The organism is Actinomyces sp. oral taxon 171 str. F0337 (genome assembly GCF_005696555.1).
Taxonomy (GTDB): domain Bacteria; phylum Actinomycetota; class Actinomycetes; order Actinomycetales; family Actinomycetaceae; genus Actinomyces; species Actinomyces oris_E.
This window is the reverse complement of record NZ_CP040005.1, coordinates 890,059-909,541: the sequence shown is the minus strand read 5'-3', so window position 1 is coordinate 909,541 and position 19,483 is coordinate 890,059. Positions and strand designations below refer to the sequence as shown.

Here is a 19,483-nt window from a genome sequence, read left to right as displayed (position 1 = left end):
ACCACCATTTCCCTCCTCTCCCCAAAAAAGTTCCATCCACTCTCAGGGGATCGGCACCGGCGGGACGTAGTCGGGGTGCGCCGTCGGGTCCGCCTCGAGGCTGCCGGTGATGGACTGACGGGGCCAGGTCAGGGTCTCCGGCACGGAGAGCGTCACGTAGTTGGGGCGCTCGTGGGCGTGGACCTCGTCGGGGTGATCGACGTCGCGGGGCAGCGGCGGGTTGGCCATCCAGGCCGCCACGAGCAGCACGACGCGGCTGGTCAGGTGCAGCCACAGGATGAGGACGGCGATGGCCGCGAAGGAGGCCAGCAGCGGGTTGCGCGTCACCGAGCCGACCGCCCCGGTTCCCACCTGGCGCAGCACGCCCAGCGCGAAGGCGCCCAGCATGCAGCCCTGCACCAGGTCGCGTCGGGGAGGGCGGATGCCGCACATGGTGATGAGGAGCGCCAGGACACCGGTGTCGATGAGGAAGGAGAGCAGGAGCGTCATCACCCACGCCCCGGTTCCGGTCAGCGACTGCGGCAGACCCAGGGAACGACCGACGCTGCCCGACAGCGTCGTCGTCACCACCGAGGCGACGGCGGTCACCAGCACTCCGGCCACGATGACGAGGAACCCCGCGAGATTCGCCAGCTGCCCGACCACCGGCCTCATCACGGGATTGACCAGGCCGAACATGGCCCGCAAGGCGATCTTGAGGGTTCCCATGAGGCTGATGACCGAGTAGATGAAGGCCCCGGCCGCCAGCACCGATCCCAGGTTGAGCGCCGAGGTGAGCGTCAGCTGCTCGACCGACACCATCCCCTGGCCGTTGCCGGTGTCGATGACACCGGGCAGCAGCGAGTTGATGGAGTCCACGACGGCCGCCCGGATGGTGGGATAATGACCGAGCATCGCCATGAGCATGCTCACGCCGATGACGAGCACGGCGAAGACCGAGAACATGCCCGTGTAGGCGATCCCTCCGGCCATGAGCGCACCGCGCGCCGTGCCGTAGCGGATCAGGGCCCGGCCGACCCGCGTGCGCCGTCCGGCCGCCAGCAGCTCCTTGACGCGCTCGATCACAGCGAGACCACCGGAGTCGAGGAGGTCACCGATGCTGCGGTTGCCTCACTGTCAGCGGAGGCGTCGGAGGCGAGGGAGCCTCCGAAGGCGAAGGCGGCAACCACGTCCCAAACCCCCTCCGAAGCCGGGTACCCGCTACAAGTGTGGCGAGAGGGCCGGCTGCGGTGGCGGTAGAGATGAAGCTTGGTGACGGTGAAGTCCATAGTCAGATCCGCTCCCTTCCTCGCGGCGGTTTCGAGGCCGTCCTCGGCGATATCGTGGGCCAGGGTCACGTGCGGGTGGAAGGGGAAGCTGAGCGAACGGGCCAGGGGACCCCGGCGGTGACGGACCCGCATCTGAAGACGATCGCACTCCTCCGCACCGCTGCGCAGACCGAGGTAGACCACGGGGCTGACGGGCCGGAAGGTGCCGACCTCGTCGAGACGCACCTCGAAGGGACTCGTCCCGGCAGCCACGTCACGCAGGTGCCGCATGACCTCGTCGAGGGAGTCGACGTCAACGGCCGTGGGCGGCAGCAGCGTGATATGAGGCGGCACGACCTCGGCCAGAGGATCCCCGGCGGCCTCCCGCACCGCTCGCACCTGGGCGGCGTAGTGGAAGGGCAGGGCGATGGCCACACCGATGACGCACTGGTGCGCGTCTGGCGCGGGGATCTGCATGACTCCTGGGCTCCTACGGGATGACGGGTTGATCGGGCTGATGTGAAAACCTGCGTCCGGAGAACGCGTGCCCATGAGGGCGACCCGGACACATTACCGTGTCATGCCCTTGTTATCCCAGCCGGGAGCGCGGCACGAGCGGGATGAGTGTGCCATGACCGACCGAACGGGCGACACATCGGCGACCATCACCGCCTGTGCGACTCTGTGCGGGAACGTGCGAACATGGCGTTTTCGGCGCTGAGGTCTGGCAGACTGGCCCCATGCAACCCGGCACCTCAGCCTCCGCCGTCGGATCGCCCCGCCCGGCCCCGATGCTCGCCCGTCAGCGCCAGGAGCACATCCTGGAGCGGGTCGCGACCACCGGCGGGGTCCGCGTGGCCGACGTCGTCGATGAGCTGGGGATCTCCGAGATGACCGTGCGCCGTGACATCACCGAGCTCGTCACCCAGGGACTGGTTGAACGCGTCCACGGCGGAGCGGTGGCGGCCGGCCCCACCACCCTCGAACCGCGATTCACCGCCAAGTCGACCCTCAACCTGGAGGTCAAGCGCCGCATCGGCCAGGCGGCGGCCGCCATGGTCCGCCCCGGGGACTCCCTGGCGCTGTCGGCCGGGACCACCACCCTCGCACTCGCCCAGGCCCTGACCGAGCTGGAGCACTTCCCCACCCTGACCGTCATCACGAACTCGCTGCCCGCCGCGCAGGTGCTCTTCGACGCCGCCGACACCGCCCGCGCCGAGAACCGCGACGCCCCCACGGTGGTCATCACCGGGGGTGAGCGCACGCCGTCGAACGCCCTGGTGGGGCTGGTGGCCGTCGACGCGCTGCGCACGATGCGCGTGGAGTGGGTCTTCCTGGGCGCCCACGGCTTCACTCCCGAGGCCGGGCTCATGACCCCCAACCTGCAGGAGGCCTCCGCCAACCAGGCGCTGGTCGCCGCCGGGCGCACAGTGGTGGCCACACTGGACTCCTCCAAGTGGGGGGTCCTGGGGCTGCGCTCCTTCTGCGCCACTAGGGACATCGGGGTCCTGGTGACCGAGGCCGAGCCCGACGCCGACAGCGTTGACGCCCTGCACCAGGCCGGCACCCGCCTGACCATCGCCACCTGACCCCGCCCCGCCACAGCCCGTCCGCTCACTCACAGAACAACCCATCACAGGAGACCACGATGACCAACGATGCTCCCGTCTTCGCCCCTGCACTGAGCCCGCAGGAGGGCGCCGAGGCCGCGACCGACCTGTTCCGCGAGGTCTTCGAGGCCGAGCCCGATGGCGTCTGGTACGCGCCCGGGCGCGTCAACATCATTGGCGAGCACACTGACTACAACGGCGGCCTGGCCCTGCCCATCGCCCTGCCCCACCGGGCGCACCTAGCGCTGCGCCGCCGCGACAACCGCGTCGTACGCCTGGTCTCTCCCCAGACCCGGGAGAAGGTCGACGTCATGGACCTTGACACGATCGGCCCGAAGGGATCCCCCGGGGAGGTGGAGCACTGGGCCTCCTACATCGCCGGCGTCGCCTGGTCCCTGGAGCGCGACGGGTTCGAGGACCTGCCCGGCTTCGACGCCGCCCTGGTCTCCTGCGTGCCTCTGGGAGGCGGGCTGTCCTCCTCGGCGGCCCTGGAGTGCTCGGCGGCCGTCGCCATTGACGAGGTCGCGCACCTGGGCCTGGCCGGGCCCCCTGAGGAGCCCGACGACGCCGGGCGCGCCCGCCTGGTGACCAACTGCGTGCGCACGGAGAACGAGATGGCCGGAGCCCCGACCGGTGGCATGGACCAGTCGGCATCCCTGCGCTGCCGAGAGGGCCACGCACTGGAGCTGGACTGCCGCGACGGCTCGGTGACCCACGTGCCCTTCGACCTGGCCGCCGAGGGGCTGGCCCTCCTGGTCATCGACACCAAGGCCAAGCACTCCCTGGATGACGGCCAGTACGGGGCCAGGCGAGCCGCCTGCGAGCGCGCCGCCGAGATCCTCGGGGTGGAGCTCCTCGCGGACGTCGCGATCGCGGACCTGCCCGGCGCCCTGGAGCGCCTCGCCGCCACCGACGCCGACGACGCCGACGAGCTGGTCAAGCGCACCCGTCACGTCGTCACCGAGATCGACCGCACCCGCCGGCTCGTCGCGCTCCTGCAGAACGGGCGCCCCCTGCGCGGTGAGAAGCTCGCCGAGGCGGGCAGGCTCATGGATGCCTCGCACGAGTCACTGCGCGTGGACTACGAGTGCACCTGCCCCGAGCTGGATGTGGCCGTGGAGGCGGCCCGCGCCGCCGGCGCCCACGGCGCGCGCATGACCGGTGGCGGGTTCGGCGGCTCAGCGATCGCCCTGGTGGACGCCGACGCCGTCCACGCCGTGGCCACCGCCGTGGCTGACGCCTACCGGCGTGAGGGCTTCAACCCGCCGGCCTTTCTCGATGCGGTTCCCGCCGCCCCGGCCGGACGGCTTGCCTGAGCTGTACAGCACACCGCTCGGCCCACGCACCCGACGATGCTCAGCCCTCTCCAACCTCGGTTGGAGAGGGCTTTCAGCGTTCCTCCTTCAGGATGAGGTCAGACAAGCACCTCTGCCGTAGTCTCTGTGCGTATTAATCAGGAACGCGGGCTCCCTACCCGGTTCCGATTCCGTTGCCTTCCATGGAGGACGCCGTGAAGCGCTTCGTTTGGCCCGCCCTCAAGACCCTCATCGCGGCGATCGTCGCCGTCGCCCTGGTGAAGATCGCCTTCTTCCCCTCGCAGAACGACGGCACAACCGCTGACATCTCCCCCGGTTACGCCGCCGACGTCAAGACCGCCACCGTTGCCACCGGCAGCATCTCCAACACGGTCACGGTCAAGGGTCACATTGTTCAGGACGCCACGGTCGAGGTCCAGGCCGACCTGGCCGGCGTGGTGGACTCGGTCGCCGTGGAGAAGGACAGCCAGGTCAACGCCGGCGATCCGCTGCTCTACATCAAGCACTCCGAGTCCCAGCCCCCGGCGACCAGGACCGACGAGAACGGCAACGTCACCCAGACTCCGACCGAGGACAAGGTCACCTGGTCCACGATCTACGCCCCCGTCAGCGGCACCGTGAGTCCCAAGGTCATCAAGCAGCAGGAGACCGGCGTCGGCGTCGTCGTGGCCACCATCACCCCCTCGACCTACTCGGCCACCGGAACCGTCAGCGCTGCGCAGCAGTACCGGCTCACCAACGCCCCCACTGCCGCGACCCTGACCCTGGAAGGGGGACCGGCGCCCTTCCAGTGCAACAACCTCAAGATCGGCACCAAGGCCTCCACCTCCACGACCACCGGTGGGGACGGATCGACGACGACCACCTCCGGTGACGGCACCAGCGTGGAGATGCGCTGCGCGGTTCCCGGCGACCAGAAGGTCTTCGCCGGCATGCCGGTGACCATCAGCGTCGACGCGGGCAGCGCCTCGGACACCCTGATGGTTCCAGTCACCGCCGTGGAGGGCAAGGTCGGCTCGGGCTTCGTGTGGCTGGTCCCCGAGTCCGGGGACGCCTCCAAGGCGGTCAAGACCGCTGTGAAGCTGGGGATCACGGACGGTACGAACATCCAGATCACCGCCGGGCTCAAGGCCGACCAGCAGGTTCTGCAGTTCGTCCCCAACAAGGACACGCGCCGTACCGGGACGCCGGACACCTGCGAGCCGGACAACTCCGCCTGCTACGACTCCGAAGGCAAGGAGATCCTGTGAGCGGGCTGCTGGAGCTGCGGGAGATCACCCGTACCTTCACCGTTCCCGACTCCGAGCCCCTGGAGATCCTCACGGGAGTCAACCTGAGCGTCTCCCCCGGCGAGCACGTGGCCATCGTGGGACGCTCGGGAACGGGCAAGTCCACCCTGCTCAACATCCTGGGCCTCATCGACAAACCGACGTCGGGCCACTACACGCTCTCCGGCACCGACACCTCCCGGCTCGGGGAGAGCCGCCGCGCCCACCTGCGGGGGCAGACCTTCGGTTTCGTCTTCCAGTCCTTCAACCTCATCCCTGGGCTGAGCACCACCGAGAACGTGGCCGCCCCGCTCCTGTACGACACCGGCAGGGCCTTCTGGACCCGCAGCACGCGGGCCGCGGAGCTGCTGGAGGCCGTGGGCCTGGGAGACAAGGTGGGCTCGCCCATCTCACGCCTGTCGGGAGGCGAGCAGCAGCGGGTGGCGATCGCCAGGGCGCTGTCCCGCCGCCCCAGCGTCATCCTGGCCGACGAGCCCACCGGTGCCCTCGACGTCGACACCGGAAACTCGGTCATGACGCTCCTGGAGCGCCAGTGCGCCGAGAACGGTGCCGCCCTCATCATCATCACTCACGACCTGGCCGTGGCCGGCCGCGCCCACACGCAGTACCGGCTCGACCACGGCACCCTCACCCCGATCTCCGTCACGCAACGGAAGGTCGGCAGCCTGGAGGAGTTCGGTGAGGTCGTCACCGCCCCTCCGACATCCCCCTACCCGTCTGTGTCCACCAACCACGAAGGAGCCTCATGAACGGCATTCTCACCGGATTCTTCGGCGCCATCGTCGAGGCCTGGGCCCAGCTGCGCATCGGCAAGCTGAGGGTCCTGCTGTCGCTGGTGGGCGTGGCGGCGGCGGTGGCGGCCATGACCTTCGTCATCGCCCTGGGGCAGGTCTCCGTCGACGCCATCAACAAGGTCAGCGAGAAGTACACCGGTCGCCAGGGCACGGTGACGATCAATGTCAGCCCCACCGGCAAGGGCCTGGACCAGGCCCTCCAGGCCGACGACGCACCGGAGGCGAGCACTGGCGGCGACTCGGGCAGCAGCAGCTCCGACTCGGGCAGCAGCGACGCAGGCGGGGCGGGAGGCTCGGGTGGCTCAGGAGGTGCGGGTGGCGCAGGTGCCCCGGGCGGAGGCTCCACGACCAGCGCCGCGACCGCGGCGAAGATCTCGGGGGCGATGAACAGCTTCGTCGAGCGCTACGAGGTCAAGTCCTGGGCGACGACCTACACCTCCAACGTCCGCTTCTCCTTCCCCGACGGCGCTCGGAGCGTGCCCACCCAGACCGTGAGCCTGAGCTACGGGCTCCTGCACCACAAGACCGTCTCCCAGGGGCGCTGGTTCACCGCGCAGGACGAGGACGACCTCTCCCCGAGCATGGTCGTCACCCAGGGCTTCCTCGAGGCGCTGGGGATCCAGCAGTTCACCGAGCCGGTCACCGTCACCTCCTTCTCCCCCGTGCAGACCTCCTTCACGATCGTCGGCGTGCTGGAGGCGGAGGACCTCTCCCTCATCGGTTGCAGCGGTGACCCCGAGCGGGACGCGGGCCTGCCGTGCACACAGCCCGTGACCGCCTTCGCTCTCAACACGCCCTACGAGCACTGGCTGCCCAAGGACGCTTCCCGCCCTGCCCCCACACTGGAGATCTGGGCCGGTCAGGACGGTGCCAAGGAGATCGCCGGCCTGGCCAAGAAGGACCTCGACGCGCGCTTCGGTCAGGGATCGACCCAGACCGAGGACAACCTCCAGGGCAGCGGCATGGTCTCCAGCGCGAACACCTTCACCCAGGTGGTCACGGCCGCCGGAGTGTTCGTCATGCTGCTGGGGGCCCTGAGCCTGGTCAACATCTCGCTGGTGACCGTGCGCCAACGCATCCACGAGATCGGGGTGCGGCGCTCCTTCGGGGCGACGAGCCGACGCATCTTCTTCTCCATCATGTTGGAGTCGGTGGTGGCCACCGTGGTCGCCGGCGTCATCGGCATCGGGATCGCGATCGTCGGGATGCGCGTCATGCCGCTGAGTGCCTTCCTGGGCATCCCGGTGACCACGACTCCGCCCTTCCCCATGATGGCGGCCGTCATCGGCCTTGTCGCGGCCACCGCCGTGGGCGCGCTGGCGGGCATCATCCCGGCGATCGTGGCAACCCGCATCCGGCCGATCGACGCGATCCGCTACTGAGACGACACTGAGACGACGGCGGGGGTCGGGCACGTTCAGGTTCCCGACCCCCGCCGCCTGTTCTCTGAAGGAGTCAGCCGCGACGTCAGAGATACTCGACGACGAGCGGGGCGTGGTCGGACCAGCGCGAGGCGTAGTCGGGCGCTCGGTCCACAGTCACGCTGCGGGCCCGTTCGGCCAGGGCGGGGGTGAGGACCTGGTAGTCGATCCGCCAACCGGCGTTGTTGTCGAAGGCCTTGCCGCGCTGGGACCACCACGTGTAAGGCCCCTGCTCCTCGTCCCCCACGAGGTGGCGCGAGGCGTCCACCCAGCCGGAGGCGAACCATCCCTCCAGGTGGGCGATCTCCTCATCCATGACGCCGGCGATCTTGTTGTGGTTGGGCTTCCAGTTCTTGATGTCGCGCTCGGAGCGCACCACGTTGAGGTCCCCGGCCATGAGGACCTGGGGGCCGCCATCACGGGCGGCGGCCAGGAGGTCGGCCATACGGGCGTCGACGAGCTCGAGGTGGGCGTACTTCTGGTCCATCTTCTCGGTGCCCAGCTGGCCGGAGTGCAGGTAGGCGGAGATGACGGTGAGCTGCTCGACGCCGTCGAAGCCAGTGAGACTCAGGTCGGCCTCGAGCCAGCGGCCGGAGTCGACGTCGGGCTCCTCGGTACCGGGAGCGGCCACGCCGTAGCGCAGCTCGCCGAGGGTCGCAGGGCCGCCGTCGCGCACGGCGACGCCCACGCCCGCACGACCCTTGATGCGGCAGGGCCAGATGGCGGCCTCGTAGCCGGGCAGCAGGTCGACGGCGATCTGCTCGTCGGCCCGAACCTCCTGGAGCAGGAGGATGTCGGGGGCGGAGGCGGTGAGCCACTCCCCCATGCCCTTGCGGGCGGCGGCTCGGATGCCGTTGACGTTGACGGTGGCGATACGCATGGCGGCAAGCCTACGCGGTCGGCCCTGAGCCTGAGACGATAGAGCCATGAGCGACGCCGGTACAAGTGCCAGCAGCCTGAGAACCGTGCATGTCCTGGTCGAGGGCACGGTCCAGGGCGTGGGTTTCCGCTACCACTGCGCCCACACCGCCCAGGAGCTGGGTGTGGTGGGGCAGGTCCGCAACCTGCCCGACGGGGACGTCGAGGTCATGGCCCAGGGCGATCCCGAGGCCGTGGCCCTGCTGATATCGTGGCTGGAACGCGGCCCACGGTGGGCCTCGGTGCGCACCATCACCACCACCGACCTGCGCGCCGGCTGCCTGGAGGACCGCCGGTTCGAGATCACCGGATGAAGAGGAGCAGGCCATGAGTGACAACAACGACTCAGAATCGCACAGCGGGCGCCGAATCGCTTTCTGGATGATGTTCATCGTTGTCGCCGCTATCCTCCCCGTCCTAGCTCAGATACCGGCTCTGTCCCGTTTCTCCACGGCACTGTGGTTGAGCTCCATGCCTCTGTGCGTCCTGGGCTTCGCGATGCTGGTCAAGGAGGCGGCAGCGCACCGCGCCTCCAGGCAGGACCTGGACTGAGCACCCAGTGGCGGTCAGTGGCAGCCAGCACTGACGGGGCGGATGAGGAGAGCCTCATCCGCCCCGTCAGCCGTCCGTGGGCCTCAGCCTCGCTGTCAGTCGGCCTCTAAGCCGGCCAGGCGACGACGGCGCAGCATGAGCGCTACACCGCCACCGGCCAGGAGCAGCAGGGCGATGCCCCCCAGGAGGAGCGCCTGGGTTCCAGTCAGGGGCAGACCGGCCACAGTGTTCTTGGTTCCTGCGGTGGGCGAGGCGGCGCTGTAGTCGGTGACGCCCGGCTTGCCCTGGCCGAGCGGAGTGGTTGAGGCCTTGCCGTTGCTCGACTTGCTGGAGCCGTTGTCGGCTCCGGGGATGTCGCAGGTTCCGGCCTTGGCGGTGCAGGAGTCGGTGATCGGCTTGTCAGTGAAGCCCAGTCCCTGGGTGCGCAGAAGCACCGTGGAGTCGAGCTGACCGTCCTGGGCGTCAGCGATGGCCACGCGCACGTGCACCTTCTGCCCCGGGGCCGTGGCCGCCTGGCAGGGCAGGGCCGAGGTGTAGCCGTTGAACTCGACCGGGATCCGTCCCGGCGTGTGGCCCGAGACATTGGCCGTGTAGTAGTCGGCGTTCGAGGAGTCGTTGATCGAGGCGGCGCTCACGGCTGTCTGCGTGCCGGGGACGTGGGCGCACTCGGTGCCGTTGACCTGGATGCTCAGCGGGTCCTTGTAGCCGCGGGACTGCCAGGAGGCCGGGGTCCCCTTAGTGGCGCCGGCGTACTCCTCGGAGCCGAGGCTGTAATAGAGGACGATGTTGGAGCTGGTGGCGGTGACGTCGAACTCCAGGACGGCCTCGTCATAGACATCGGTGCCGGCCACCTTCGCCAGGCCCGCCGGGTCCTCAGTGACGCCGAAGTCACCAGTGGTGTCGAGGGCGTCATTGGGCCCCAGGACCGCGGAGCGGGTGATGTCGGTATCGGAGTCGGCGGTGGGATCGGGGTCGATGAGAGAGCCGGTGGACAGGGCGACGCCCTCGGTGATGGCATTGCCGTCACCGGGCAGGCCCTTGACGGTGCCGATCTGGACATCCTTGCTGGAGACGGAAGCGTTGGAGACTGTCGCCTTCGGACCGGCGACCATCTGAGCCAGGGACTGGGCACTCACCGTGGAGGTGTCACGCAGGGAGGCGGTGGACTGCCCCGCCGTATTCGGCGCAGTAGCGGCCACCGCCGGGCCGGCCGCACTCAAGGCGAGCACAGCCAGGAAAGCGGTTGTTGATGCGGATAACCGTCGCAGACGGATGGGAAGAATACTCACAGGATCTCCGTTAGACACGGGGCCGCCCAGCAGCGGACGACCACCTGAACCGACAGGCTGGGAGACCAGACAGCTCACGGAGAACACATTTAAGACTAACCGGCCAGTAACATATCGCCATGTGCGATATATCACTAAACTGTTCAATAACCTCAATAAAGCCTGGAAGTGAGGGGGTCCGTCTTCAGTAGGAGACCACCGGAACTGCCTGCACGACCAAGAGTCCCATCCCTCCATGTTCAGGTTGCTCTAAGGTAGCGGCAGGGAGATCACGAACATTGGCTCACGGCGCACTGACACCCTCATCCCTCATGAGTAAGGACAGTACGGACAATGACCGTGACACACACTTCGTTCCGCGCCCGTCGCAGACGACTGGCCGCGGCGCTGGCGCTCGGGCTCCTGGTGGCCGGCTCCGGCACCACCGCGCTCGCCGATGAGTCACCCTCCCCCAGCGCCTCCGCCACCGCCGAGGCCTCACCCGAGGCGGGAGCAGACCAGAAGAACGACCAGTCCCCCGCCGGCCAGGGGCAGGCGAGCCAGTCCCCCGCTGAACAGGGCCAGGCAGGTCAAAGCGACCAGCAGGCCGCCGGTGGAGCCGCCGCCCAGGAAGCGAACGGCTTCAAGGCCGATAACCCCGGCTGGGCCAACGCCACCAAGCACACCGGTGCGGCGCACGGGGTCGAGGAGAACTACACAGCAAAGTGGACCCGCGCCGACGCCATGCAGATCCAGCGGGTCTCCAACCCCAATGCGCCGTCGGGCACCAACTCGATGCCCGAGCAGCTCACGATGCCGGAGATCTCCAACGGCTTCCCAGCCACGAGCGAGGACGTGTGGGTGTGGGACACCTGGACGCTGACCGATGAGGCCGCCCACCAGATCTCCTACAACGGGTGGGAGATCGCCTTCTCCCTGGTGGCCGACCGGCACGCCGGCTACACCTTCGACGACCGCCACACCCACGCGCGCCTGGGCTTCTTCTATCGCAAGGCCGGCACGCAGACCTCCTCGGCCGACGGCGCGAACAGCTCCAACGGCGGGTGGATCTACGGGGGACACGTCTTCCCCGACGGCGCCTCCGGCTCGATCTTCGAGGACCAGAGCTTCACGGCCCAGACCGAGTGGTCCGGCTCGGCCCGACTCATGGAGGGCAACAAGATCCGCATGTTCTACACCTCGGTGGCCTTCTACAACACCACCGCCGGTGGCAGCGGCGACAAGGGCTATGGTCAGGACGGCAACGGCGGGGCGTCCAAACCCTACGACCCGCGGATCGTGCAGTCCGAAGGACGCATCCATGCCGATGAGAACGGCGTGTGGCTCACCGGCTTCCGCACCCAGCACCAGCTGCTCGTCCCAGACGGCAAGTACTACCAGACCCGCGAGCAGAACCCGGGCGTGAACTTCCGCGACCCCTTCACCTTCCGCGACCAGAACAACCCCTCGGACCCCACCGAGTACATGGTCTTCGAGGGCAACTCGGCCTTCGTCCGTGAGCAGCAGTACGTCGATGCCGCGGCCAAGGCCGGTCAGAACACCACTCTGGCCACCTGCACCGAGGAGGACCTCGGCTACGAGAAGGGCGATCCCAAGGCGGAGACGGTCGAGGCGGTCAACCAGCGCGGCGGCTACTACCAGCTGGCCAACGTGGGGCTGGCTCGGGCCAAGAACAAGGCGATGACTGAGTGGGAGTACCTGCCGCCGTTGCTGAGCGGCAACTGCGTCAATGACCAGACCGAGCGACCACAGATCTACTTCCAGGACGGCAAGTACTACCTGTTCACGATCTCGCACCGGGAGACCTATGCCGACGGGCTCCAGGGGCCCGAGGGCGTCTACGGGTTCGTGGGTGACGGACTGCGATCCGACTACAAGCCGCTCAACCAGAACACGGGTATCGCACTGGGCAACCCCATCAATCTCAACTTCAACCCGGGCAAGCCCTACTCACCGGACTTCAACCAGAGCCCGTACACCTTCCAGTCCTACTCGCACTACGTCATGCCCGGCGGCCTGGTGGAGTCCTTCATCGACTCCATCGGCGGCAACAAGGACGGCAACCCGGTGCGCGGAGGCTCACTGGCCCCGACGGTGAAGCTGAACATCTCCGGGGACACCACTTCGGTGGACCGCACCTACGGCACCAACGGCTTGGGAGGCTTCGCGGACATCCCCGCCGACCAGGCCCGCACCAACGGCGGTGACACCCGCCCGCAGCGACTGAAGTAGGTGCCGGCAGGGCCGAGGACGGAGCACCACGGTGCCCGGCAGCACCCTGAGACGATGGCGGGGCCGTCGGAACAGAAGTTCCGGCGGCCCCGCCTCCTTGTCGTCGACACGTCCTGCGGTGCACCTACAGGGCGGCCGACAGTGGGGTGAGGCTACCGGAGGTGATGGTGGCCGTGCCCTTGGCCCCCAGGACGATCTCCTGGCAGGAGGGGGCGGTGAAGACCAGGAGGCTGCCGACGGTGGCGCCGTCGTCGATGAAGACCTCGAGGCTGGAGCGGTCCAAGTAGAGGTGCAGACGCACCGTGGAGCCGGTGGGGCGGTACCGCGTCTGCCTGCGCAGGGCGAAGTCGGTCCTGGTCCCCTCATCCTTGCCGTCAACCTGTATGAGCCCGCCGTCGGTGCGGTCGAGGTAGAGGGTGCCTGTCGAGATGTCGACTCCGACACGAACCTCCTGGGTCTTGCCGTTGACCTCCCCGCGGGCCAGGCCCAGCCAGGCCTCAGAGGCCTGGGAGACGTCCAGGGTCAGGTCGATCTCGACCGTGCGACCCGCACCCAGCCCCGTCACCGTGTCGGTGGCCTTGAGGCCGGCGAGATCGGTGGCCTTGCCGCGCAGCGCGTCGAGCTCGGGGACGGGCTTCTGCACGAGGGTGCGCTTGCCGCCAACAGTGGTCAGGGACAGCTCGCGCGGGATGCTCATCTCACCGCGCCAGTCGCCGGTGGGAAGCGAGTAGGGATAGTTCCAGTTGCCCAGCCAGGCCATCCACACGCGGCGACCCTCGACGTGCTCGAAGCTCTGGGCGGCGTAGAAGTCCTGGCCGACGTCGGTGAAGCGGGTCTGGCGGTCCTCGGGGAAGAAGACGGAGCCGTCGAAGTCGCCGATGAAGTACTGGGCGGTGGAACCCGCCGTCTCCTCGTTGGCACCCACCGAGAGGGTCATGACCCAGCGGGTCCTGCCGTCGCTGGAGTCGGTCAGGGGGAAGAGATCGGGGCACTCCCACACGGCGGCGTGAGAGCCGACGCCCTGGCCGAAGTCGCTGGCGTGGGTCCAGGCCTTGAGATCGGTGGAGCGGAACAGGGAGACGTGGTCGCCGGCGGAGACGATCATGATCCAGGCCTTGGAGTCCTCGTGCCAGAAGACCTTGGGGTCGCGGAAGTCCTTGCGCCCGTCGTTGGGGATGACGGGGTTGCCGGAGAAGCGCCGCCAGCTCCTCCCCCGGTCGGTGGAGTAGGCGAGGGACTGGGCCTCACCGCCCTCGGTGGAGGTGTAGACGGCGACCAGGCCGCCGCCGGCGACCAGGCCGGAGGTGTCGGCGCCGTCGACGACGCAGCTGCCGGACATGGCCAGGCCCTGCGCGTCGTGCTTCAGGGCCGTCCCCTGGCGCTTCCAGTGCACCATGTCCGAGCTGATCGCGTGGCCCCAGGTGCCGTCCTGCTGGTGGAAGAGGTGGTACTCGCCCTCGTAGAGAACCAGGCCGTTGGGGTCGGCAAGGTTCCCCGTGGCGGGGCTGTAGTGGTAGGCGGGGCGGTAGGCGGCTGAGGCCGGCGAGTCGGTGGCCGTGGGTGTCGGTGAGCTCCGGCGCCCCGTGGTGCAGCGCACCAGGATGGCTCCGCCCACGATGAGAGAGCCGGCGCCGGCCGCACCGAGGATGAGGGTCCGCCGTCGCAGGCCACCGCGGTCCGGTCGCGGGTCCTGGGAGCCGGTCGCGTCCGGCGAGGACGACTCAGGCGCCGTGTCCGCAGGGGGCGGCGGGCACGCCTCCGGCTGAGTCGGTTCAGACTCCGAGGAGCTCGGGGAGCCTGCCGACTCAGCCGGATGGGTGGGGTGGTCAGGATGGGAGGGATGGGCGCCGTGGGACTCGTCCGTCATGACCTCAAGATTATCGGCCGGTCGGGCGAGCGGCGACGTCCCTCAGAGCGAGCGCTCCGCGGTCTCGACCACGTTGGCCAGCAGCAGGGCGCGGGTCATGGGGCCCACGCCGCCGGGGTTGGGCGAGAGCCAGGAGGCCACCTCGTCGACGCCGTCGGCGACGTCACCGGCGATGCGGCCCTTGCCGGTGGCGGGGTCGACGATGCGCGAGACGCCCACGTCCAGGACGATCGCGCCGGGGGCGACCATCTGCGGGGTGATGATGCCGGGGCTGCCGGCCGCCGAGATGACGACGTCGGCCCGGCGCATGTGCTCGGCCAGATCCGTGGTGCCGGTGTGACAGATGTCCACGGTGGCGTTGACGTCCTTGCGGCCCAGGAGCAGGCCGATGGAGCGGCCCACCGTGACCCCGCGGCCGACGACGCACACGTTGCGGCCGGCCAGGTCGATGCCGTGGCGCTCCATGAGCTCGATGCAGCCGCGCGGCGTGCAGGGCAGGGGCGAGTCGATGGGCCCCGAGGCCCGCAGCACCAGGCGCCCCAGGTTGGTGGGGTGCAGGCCGTCGGCGTCCTTGGCCGGGTCGACGCGCTCCAGGATCGCGTTGGTGTCCACGCCCGCCGGCAGCGGGAGCTGGACGATGTAGCCGGTGCAGGCGTCATCGGCGTTGAGGCGGTCGACGGCGGCGGCCACCTCGGCCTGGGTGGCGGTGGCCGGCAGGTCCTCACGGATGGAGAGGATGCCGACCTCGGCGCAGTCGGCGTGCTTCCCGGCGACGTACTTGACGCTGCCGGGGTCCTCCCCCACCAGGACCGTGCCCAGGCCGGGGGTGACGCCGCGCTCGCGCAGCGCCGCGACGCGTTCCTTGAGCTCGGCCTTGAGGGCGGCGGCCGTGGCCTTGCCGTCCAGGACCCGGGCCGCCCCGTTCCAGGGGGCCCTCACTGGGCCAGCCCCGGGTAGAGGGGGAAGGCGTCGGTCAGGGCGCGCACGCGGGCGCGCAGGGCGGCCAGGGTTTCGTCGTCGGCGGTGCCGGCGGCGCCGTGGACGAGGGTGGCGGCGATGATGTCGGCGACCTCGGTGAACTCGGCCTCCCCGAAGCCGCGGGTGGCCAGGGCGGGAGTGCCGATGCGCAGGCCGGAGGTGACGCGCGGGGGACGCGGGTCGAAGGGGACGGCATTGCGGTTGACCGTGATGCCGGCGGTGTGCAGGAGGTCCTCTGCCTGCTGGCCGTCCAGGGAGGAGTCGCGCAGGTCCACCAGCACCAGGTGGACGTCGGTGCCACCGGTGACCAGGCTGACGCCGGCGGCCTTGACGTCGTCAGCCCCCAGGCGCTCGGCGATGATGGCGGCGCCACGCACGGTGCGCTCCTGACGCTCGCGGAACTCCTCGGTGCCGGCGATCTTCATGGCCACGGCCTTGGCGGCGATGACGTGCATGAGGGGGCCGCCCTGCTGGCCGGGGAAGACGGCGGAGTTGAGCTTCTTGCCCCACTGCTCGGCGCGGCTGGACAGGAGCATGCCGGAGCGGGGCCCGCCCAAGGTCTTGTGGACGGTGGTGGACACGACGTCGGCGTGCGGGACGGGGTTGGGGTGCAGGCCGGCGGCGACGAGCCCGGCGAAGTGGGCCATGTCCACCCACAGAGTGGCGCCGACCTCGTCGGCGATGGAGCGGAAGGCGGCGAAGTCGAGGTGGCGGGGGTAGGCGGACCAGCCAGCGATGATGACCGAGGGGCGCTCACGCAGGGCGGCCTCGCGCACCTGGTCCATCTCGATGCGCATGGTGGTCTCGTCCACGCCGTAGGCGGTGGCGTTGTAGTTCTTGCCGGAGAAGTTGATCTTCATGCCGTGGGTGAGGTGTCCGCCGTGGGCCAGGGACAGGCCCAGGAGGGTGTCGCCGGGGGTGGCCAGGGCGTGGAGGACGGCGGCGTTGGCCTGGGCCCCGGAGTGGGGCTGGACGTTGGCCCACTCGGCGTCGAAGACGGCCTTGGCGCGCTCGATGGCCAGGGACTCGGCGACGTCGACGACCTCGCAGCCGCCGTAGTAGCGGCGACCTGGGTAGCCCTCCGCGTACTTGTTGGTCAGGACCGATCCCTGACACTCCAGGACGGCCCGGGGAACGAAGTTCTCCGAGGCGATCATCTCCAGGGTCTCGCGCTGGCGGGCGAGCTCACCGGTGAGGACCTCGGCGATGTCGGGGTCGAGCTCGGCCAGCGGCTGGTTCAGGGACGGGGTGACGGCTTGCGCGGTCATGTCTCTCCTCAGGTGTGGGGCGCACGCCACGGTGAAGCGGGCGGCGTGCGCGCACTGGTGGGCGATCCGTGGCCCAGGCGGGCGACCCCGGAGTCGTGTTCGTGCCGCTCCCCGGTGGTGATCCACCCGGCGCCAGTCGCGACGGGGACACCCTACCGTGCCGGGGAGCGGCCGCGCCCGTCCCGGGCCGCACCGCGTTGTCCTGTGCCGCGCTGTGGCGCCTCGGGGTAGGGCTCGCACCACGGGGGCGGGCGCTCAGCCCTCCTGGTCCTCCTGTCCGAACCAGTCGCCCAGGCCGTCGTCGGCGCCGATCCAGGCCAGGGCCTGGGCCATCTCCTCGGGGCGCAGGAGGATCCGGGAGAAGGCGCGGCGCACCTGCTCGCGCATCCCCTCGTCGCCCACGCCGGTGACCACGAGGTGGCAGCGGGGCTCGGCGGACGCGTCGTCGCCGGCACCGGCGGGGGCGGCCGGGACCTCCGCCCAGGTTCCGGCGTCGCCGACGCTCACAGCACCCCCGGCGACCTCCCAGGTGCAGACCCGGCCGGGGCGGCTGGGCAGCCAGAAGCAGCCGCGAGCGCACAGGCCCTGTCCTGCGAGCTCGACGACGAGGGAGCGCAGGCGCTCGGGGTGGAAGGGCAGGGAGGCGCTGAGGTCGAGGGTCCACACGCCGTGCTCATCGGGGCCGCCCCAGGCGCTGGTAGTGGCGGGGTGGATGCGGCTCAGGGAGGCGGCGGTGTCGTGGGTGAGGGAGGCGAGGGCCTCCAGGAGGGGCGCGTCGAGCCCCGGGAGCAGGAGGGCGTCGTGGGGGCGCAGGTGCTCGATGAGGTCGGCGCCGGCCGGGTTCTCGTCGCGTCCCAGGGCCAGGACGAGGTCGGCGTAGCCGAGGTTGGTGAGGTGGACGGCGCCCGTGCAGCGACAGTCGCCGGGGAAGGCGCTCAGCCGGCGGTGCTCGAGGAGCTCGTCCAGGGCGGTGGTGGCGTCCAGGACGTGGGCGGCTCCGGCCAGTCTCACCCAGGTGCCGGCGAGCTCCTCGGCCAGGCCGGGCAGGAGGTGGGCGAGCTCGATGGCCGCCGGCAGGAGGATGACGGTGGTGCCGCCCGGTTCCTGGGCGGCGCGGTCCTGGGCGACGGCGGCCAGGACCTCCCGCAGGGAGCAGGTGGGGCAGGTGTAGGGCATGGGGACGTCGAGGCGCACCGGTTCGTCGTCGAAGCCGTCGGCCGAGCTGTGGCTGACGAGCCGGACCAGGTCGTCGCCGGCGTCACTGCTGCCGGCATCGTCGTCGGCGCCGAAGTGGAGCCCGGCGCGGATGACGACGGCGTCCTGGCCGGCCAGGGAGAGGTCGACCAGGTCCAGCAGCGCGGGGTCGACGGCGCCGATGACGGCCAGGGTGTGCCGGCCTTCGGCTGCGGCCGGGGAGCCGGGGATGTCAGCGCGGTTGCCGGCAAAGTCATCCGAGGGATCGGTCACGAGGTCCTCCAGCAGAGTTGACGAAACTGAGAATCATTCTTATATCATGCTCGTCATGACCACCTACTGCCAAGTCACGGGGGCCCGGCCTGTCTTCGGCCGGTCCGTCTCTCACTCCCACAAGCGCACGCCCCGGCGCTGGGATCCCAACCTGCAGCGCAAGCGCTACTGGGTGCCGTCCCTGGGACGCACCGTGCGCCTGACGGTGTCCGCCAAGGGCATCCGCACGATCGACAAGCTGGGCATCGACGTCGTCGTGGCTCAGATGCTGGCCCGAGGGGAGAAGCTGTCATGAGCGGGGCGAAGGGCAAGGACCTGCGGCCGATCATCAAGATGGTCTCGACCGCGGGCACGGGCCACACCTACGTGACCCGAAAGAACCGCCGCAACACCCCCGACCGGCTGGTGCTGCGCAAGTTCGATCCGGTGGTGCGCCGGCACGTGGAGTACAAGGAGTCGCGCTGATGGCCAAGAAGTCCAAGATCGCCGCCGAGCTGCGGCGCCAGCAGGTGGTGGAGCGTTACGCCGAGCGCCGCGCCGAGCTCAAGCGGGCCTCGGTCAACCCTCACCTGAGCCAGGACGAGCGCGACGAGGCGATGGCGGCGCTGCACGCGCTGCCCCGCGACGCCTCCCCCACTCGTCTGCGTCGGCGCGACGCGGTGGACGGTCGCCCACGCGGGCACCTGCGCGTCACCGGGACCTCCCGGGTGCGCTTCCGCGAGATGGCGCTGCGCGGCGAACTGCCGGGCATCGTCAAGTCCTCCTGGTAGGCGGGCACGGGCGGGACGGGGCCTGCGGGCCCGCACCCGCCGGGGCGTGCGGCGTCACGCAGCCGCAGCCACCCTCTCGCAGCGCCGCCTCCGGCACCCGTTCACCACGTCAGTTCTCACATTCACCCATCCAAGGAGCTCGTATGCGTCCTGGGATCCACCCCAGCTACCAGCCCATCGTCTTTCGCGACAAGTCCGCCGGCTTCGCCTTCCTGACCCGTTCGACCCTGACGTCGTCGGAGACCATCGAGTGGGAGGACGGCAACACCTACCCGGTCTACGACGTCGAGGTCTCCAGCGCCTCGCACCCGTTCTGGACCGGCCAGGGCAAGATCCTGGACACGGCCGGCCGGGTGGAGAAGTTCGAGCGCCGCTACGGCAAGCGCAAGCGGTAGGTGCACAGGCGGGGCGCCACCGCCCTGCACCCTCGTCCTCTCACCGCCATCACTGGACACGAAGAAGGAA

General features: G+C 69.7%; 20 protein-coding genes and 1 riboswitch. Of the genes, 12 read left to right on the top strand and 8 right to left on the bottom strand.

Annotation, left to right across the window (positions count from 1 at the left end; genetic code table 11):
- Positions 1 to 42: 42 nt before the first annotated feature.
- Together FBF36_RS04045 and FBF36_RS04040 are read right to left on the bottom strand one after the other, a co-directional pair.
- Positions 43 to 1,065 (bottom strand): YihY/virulence factor BrkB family protein, encoded by a 1,023-nt coding sequence (locus FBF36_RS04045; RefSeq protein ID WP_138137199.1) that lies wholly within the window; start codon positions 1,063 to 1,065, stop codon positions 43 to 45.
- Positions 1,062 to 1,724 carry a 2'-5' RNA ligase family protein gene (locus FBF36_RS04040; protein ID WP_009733979.1) on the bottom strand — a complete coding sequence of 221 codons (663 nt, stop codon included), beginning with the start codon at positions 1,722 to 1,724 and terminating at the stop codon, positions 1,062 to 1,064. Before FBF36_RS04040 ends, FBF36_RS04045 begins: the two co-directional genes overlap by 4 nt.
- 314 nt (positions 1,725 to 2,038) lie before the next feature.
- On the opposite strand from FBF36_RS04040, the gene FBF36_RS04035 reads away from it, so the two are divergent.
- From FBF36_RS04035 to FBF36_RS04015, 5 genes are all read left to right on the top strand, one after another.
- Complete coding sequence (locus tag FBF36_RS04035; RefSeq protein ID WP_009396109.1) at positions 2,039 to 2,836, top strand: DeoR/GlpR family DNA-binding transcription regulator; 798 nt, start codon at positions 2,039 to 2,041, stop codon at positions 2,834 to 2,836.
- A gap of 59 nt (positions 2,837 to 2,895) precedes the next feature.
- Positions 2,896 to 4,173, top strand: a complete 1,278-nt coding sequence (gene galK / locus FBF36_RS04030; RefSeq protein WP_138137197.1) for a galactokinase — start codon at positions 2,896 to 2,898, stop codon at positions 4,171 to 4,173.
- A 182-nt stretch (positions 4,174 to 4,355) separates the two neighbouring features.
- On the top strand, positions 4,356 to 5,423 hold the full coding sequence (locus FBF36_RS04025; RefSeq protein WP_009394581.1) for a biotin/lipoyl-binding protein: 1,068 nt from the start codon (positions 4,356 to 4,358) through the stop codon (positions 5,421 to 5,423).
- Positions 5,420 to 6,211, top strand: coding sequence for an ABC transporter ATP-binding protein (locus FBF36_RS04020; protein WP_009394585.1), 792 nt, complete (start codon positions 5,420 to 5,422; stop codon positions 6,209 to 6,211). Before FBF36_RS04025 ends, FBF36_RS04020 begins: the two co-directional genes overlap by 4 nt.
- The gene (locus tag FBF36_RS04015) at positions 6,208 to 7,638 is read left to right on the top strand and encodes an ABC transporter permease (RefSeq protein WP_009394586.1); all 1,431 of its coding nucleotides are present in this window, start codon (positions 6,208 to 6,210) and stop codon (positions 7,636 to 7,638) included. Before FBF36_RS04020 ends, FBF36_RS04015 begins: the two co-directional genes overlap by 4 nt.
- Before the next feature lie 85 nt (positions 7,639 to 7,723).
- Here the strand turns inward: FBF36_RS04015 and FBF36_RS04010 are convergent, their stop codons facing one another.
- Entirely contained in the window at positions 7,724 to 8,557 is an 834-nt protein-coding gene (locus tag FBF36_RS04010) for an exodeoxyribonuclease III (RefSeq protein ID WP_009394588.1), read from the bottom strand.
- A gap of 46 nt (positions 8,558 to 8,603) precedes the next feature.
- Here FBF36_RS04010 and FBF36_RS04005 point away from each other — a divergent pair, with 46 nt between their 5' ends.
- Positions 8,604 to 8,909, top strand: a complete 306-nt coding sequence (locus FBF36_RS04005) for an acylphosphatase (RefSeq protein WP_009394590.1) — start codon at positions 8,604 to 8,606, stop codon at positions 8,907 to 8,909.
- Positions 8,910 to 8,922: 13 nt separating this feature from the next.
- The gene (locus FBF36_RS04000; RefSeq protein ID WP_009394591.1) at positions 8,923 to 9,147 is read left to right on the top strand and encodes a hypothetical protein; all 225 of its coding nucleotides are present in this window, start codon (positions 8,923 to 8,925) and stop codon (positions 9,145 to 9,147) included.
- 95 nt (positions 9,148 to 9,242) lie between these two features.
- On the opposite strand, the gene FBF36_RS03995 is transcribed toward FBF36_RS04000, so the two are convergent.
- The gene (locus tag FBF36_RS03995) at positions 9,243 to 10,436 is read right to left on the bottom strand and encodes a choice-of-anchor L domain-containing protein (protein ID WP_034491516.1); all 1,194 of its coding nucleotides are present in this window, start codon (positions 10,434 to 10,436) and stop codon (positions 9,243 to 9,245) included.
- Positions 10,437 to 10,769: 333 nt separating this feature from the next.
- Between FBF36_RS03995 and FBF36_RS03990 the strand changes: the two genes are divergently transcribed.
- Complete coding sequence (locus FBF36_RS03990) at positions 10,770 to 12,668, top strand: glycoside hydrolase family 68 protein (protein ID WP_009394593.1); 1,899 nt, start codon at positions 10,770 to 10,772, stop codon at positions 12,666 to 12,668.
- Between the two features lie 124 nt (positions 12,669 to 12,792).
- On the opposite strand, the gene FBF36_RS03985 is transcribed toward FBF36_RS03990, so the two are convergent.
- From FBF36_RS03985 to FBF36_RS03970, 4 genes are all read right to left on the bottom strand, one after another.
- Complete coding sequence (locus FBF36_RS03985; RefSeq protein WP_138137195.1) at positions 12,793 to 14,535, bottom strand: glycoside hydrolase family 32 protein; 1,743 nt, start codon at positions 14,533 to 14,535, stop codon at positions 12,793 to 12,795.
- A 42-nt stretch (positions 14,536 to 14,577) separates the two neighbouring features.
- Positions 14,578 to 15,474 carry a bifunctional methylenetetrahydrofolate dehydrogenase/methenyltetrahydrofolate cyclohydrolase gene (locus FBF36_RS03980; protein ID WP_009394595.1) on the bottom strand — a complete coding sequence of 299 codons (897 nt, stop codon included), beginning with the start codon at positions 15,472 to 15,474 and terminating at the stop codon, positions 14,578 to 14,580.
- Positions 15,471 to 16,781 (bottom strand): serine hydroxymethyltransferase, encoded by a 1,311-nt coding sequence (gene glyA / locus FBF36_RS03975; protein WP_009394596.1) that lies wholly within the window; start codon positions 16,779 to 16,781, stop codon positions 15,471 to 15,473. The genes FBF36_RS03980 and glyA overlap by 4 nt, the downstream gene beginning before the upstream one ends.
- Positions 16,782 to 16,845: 64 nt before the next feature.
- Positions 16,846 to 16,931: riboswitch (ZMP/ZTP riboswitch) on the bottom strand.
- Between the two features lie 105 nt (positions 16,932 to 17,036).
- Positions 17,037 to 18,248, bottom strand: coding sequence for a GTP-binding protein (locus FBF36_RS03970; RefSeq protein ID WP_138137193.1), 1,212 nt, complete (start codon positions 18,246 to 18,248; stop codon positions 17,037 to 17,039).
- 55 nt (positions 18,249 to 18,303) lie between these two features.
- Between FBF36_RS03970 and rpmB the strand changes: the two genes are divergently transcribed.
- The 4 genes from rpmB (at position 18,304) to FBF36_RS03950 (ending at position 19,413) form a co-directional block, all read left to right on the top strand.
- A complete protein-coding gene (rpmB, locus tag FBF36_RS03965) occupies positions 18,304 to 18,543 on the top strand; it encodes a 50S ribosomal protein L28 (RefSeq protein WP_003789593.1) in 240 nt (79 codons plus the stop codon).
- Positions 18,540 to 18,713, top strand: coding sequence for a 50S ribosomal protein L33 (gene rpmG, locus FBF36_RS03960; RefSeq protein WP_003789591.1), 174 nt, complete (start codon positions 18,540 to 18,542; stop codon positions 18,711 to 18,713). The genes rpmB and rpmG overlap by 4 nt, the downstream gene beginning before the upstream one ends.
- The gene (gene rpsN, locus FBF36_RS03955) at positions 18,713 to 19,018 is read left to right on the top strand and encodes a 30S ribosomal protein S14 (RefSeq protein WP_070660171.1); all 306 of its coding nucleotides are present in this window, start codon (positions 18,713 to 18,715) and stop codon (positions 19,016 to 19,018) included. The genes rpmG and rpsN overlap by 1 nt, the downstream gene beginning before the upstream one ends.
- 143 nt (positions 19,019 to 19,161) lie before the next feature.
- On the top strand, positions 19,162 to 19,413 hold the full coding sequence (locus tag FBF36_RS03950) for a type B 50S ribosomal protein L31 (protein WP_009395619.1): 252 nt from the start codon (positions 19,162 to 19,164) through the stop codon (positions 19,411 to 19,413).
- Positions 19,414 to 19,483: the final 70 nt, after the last annotated feature.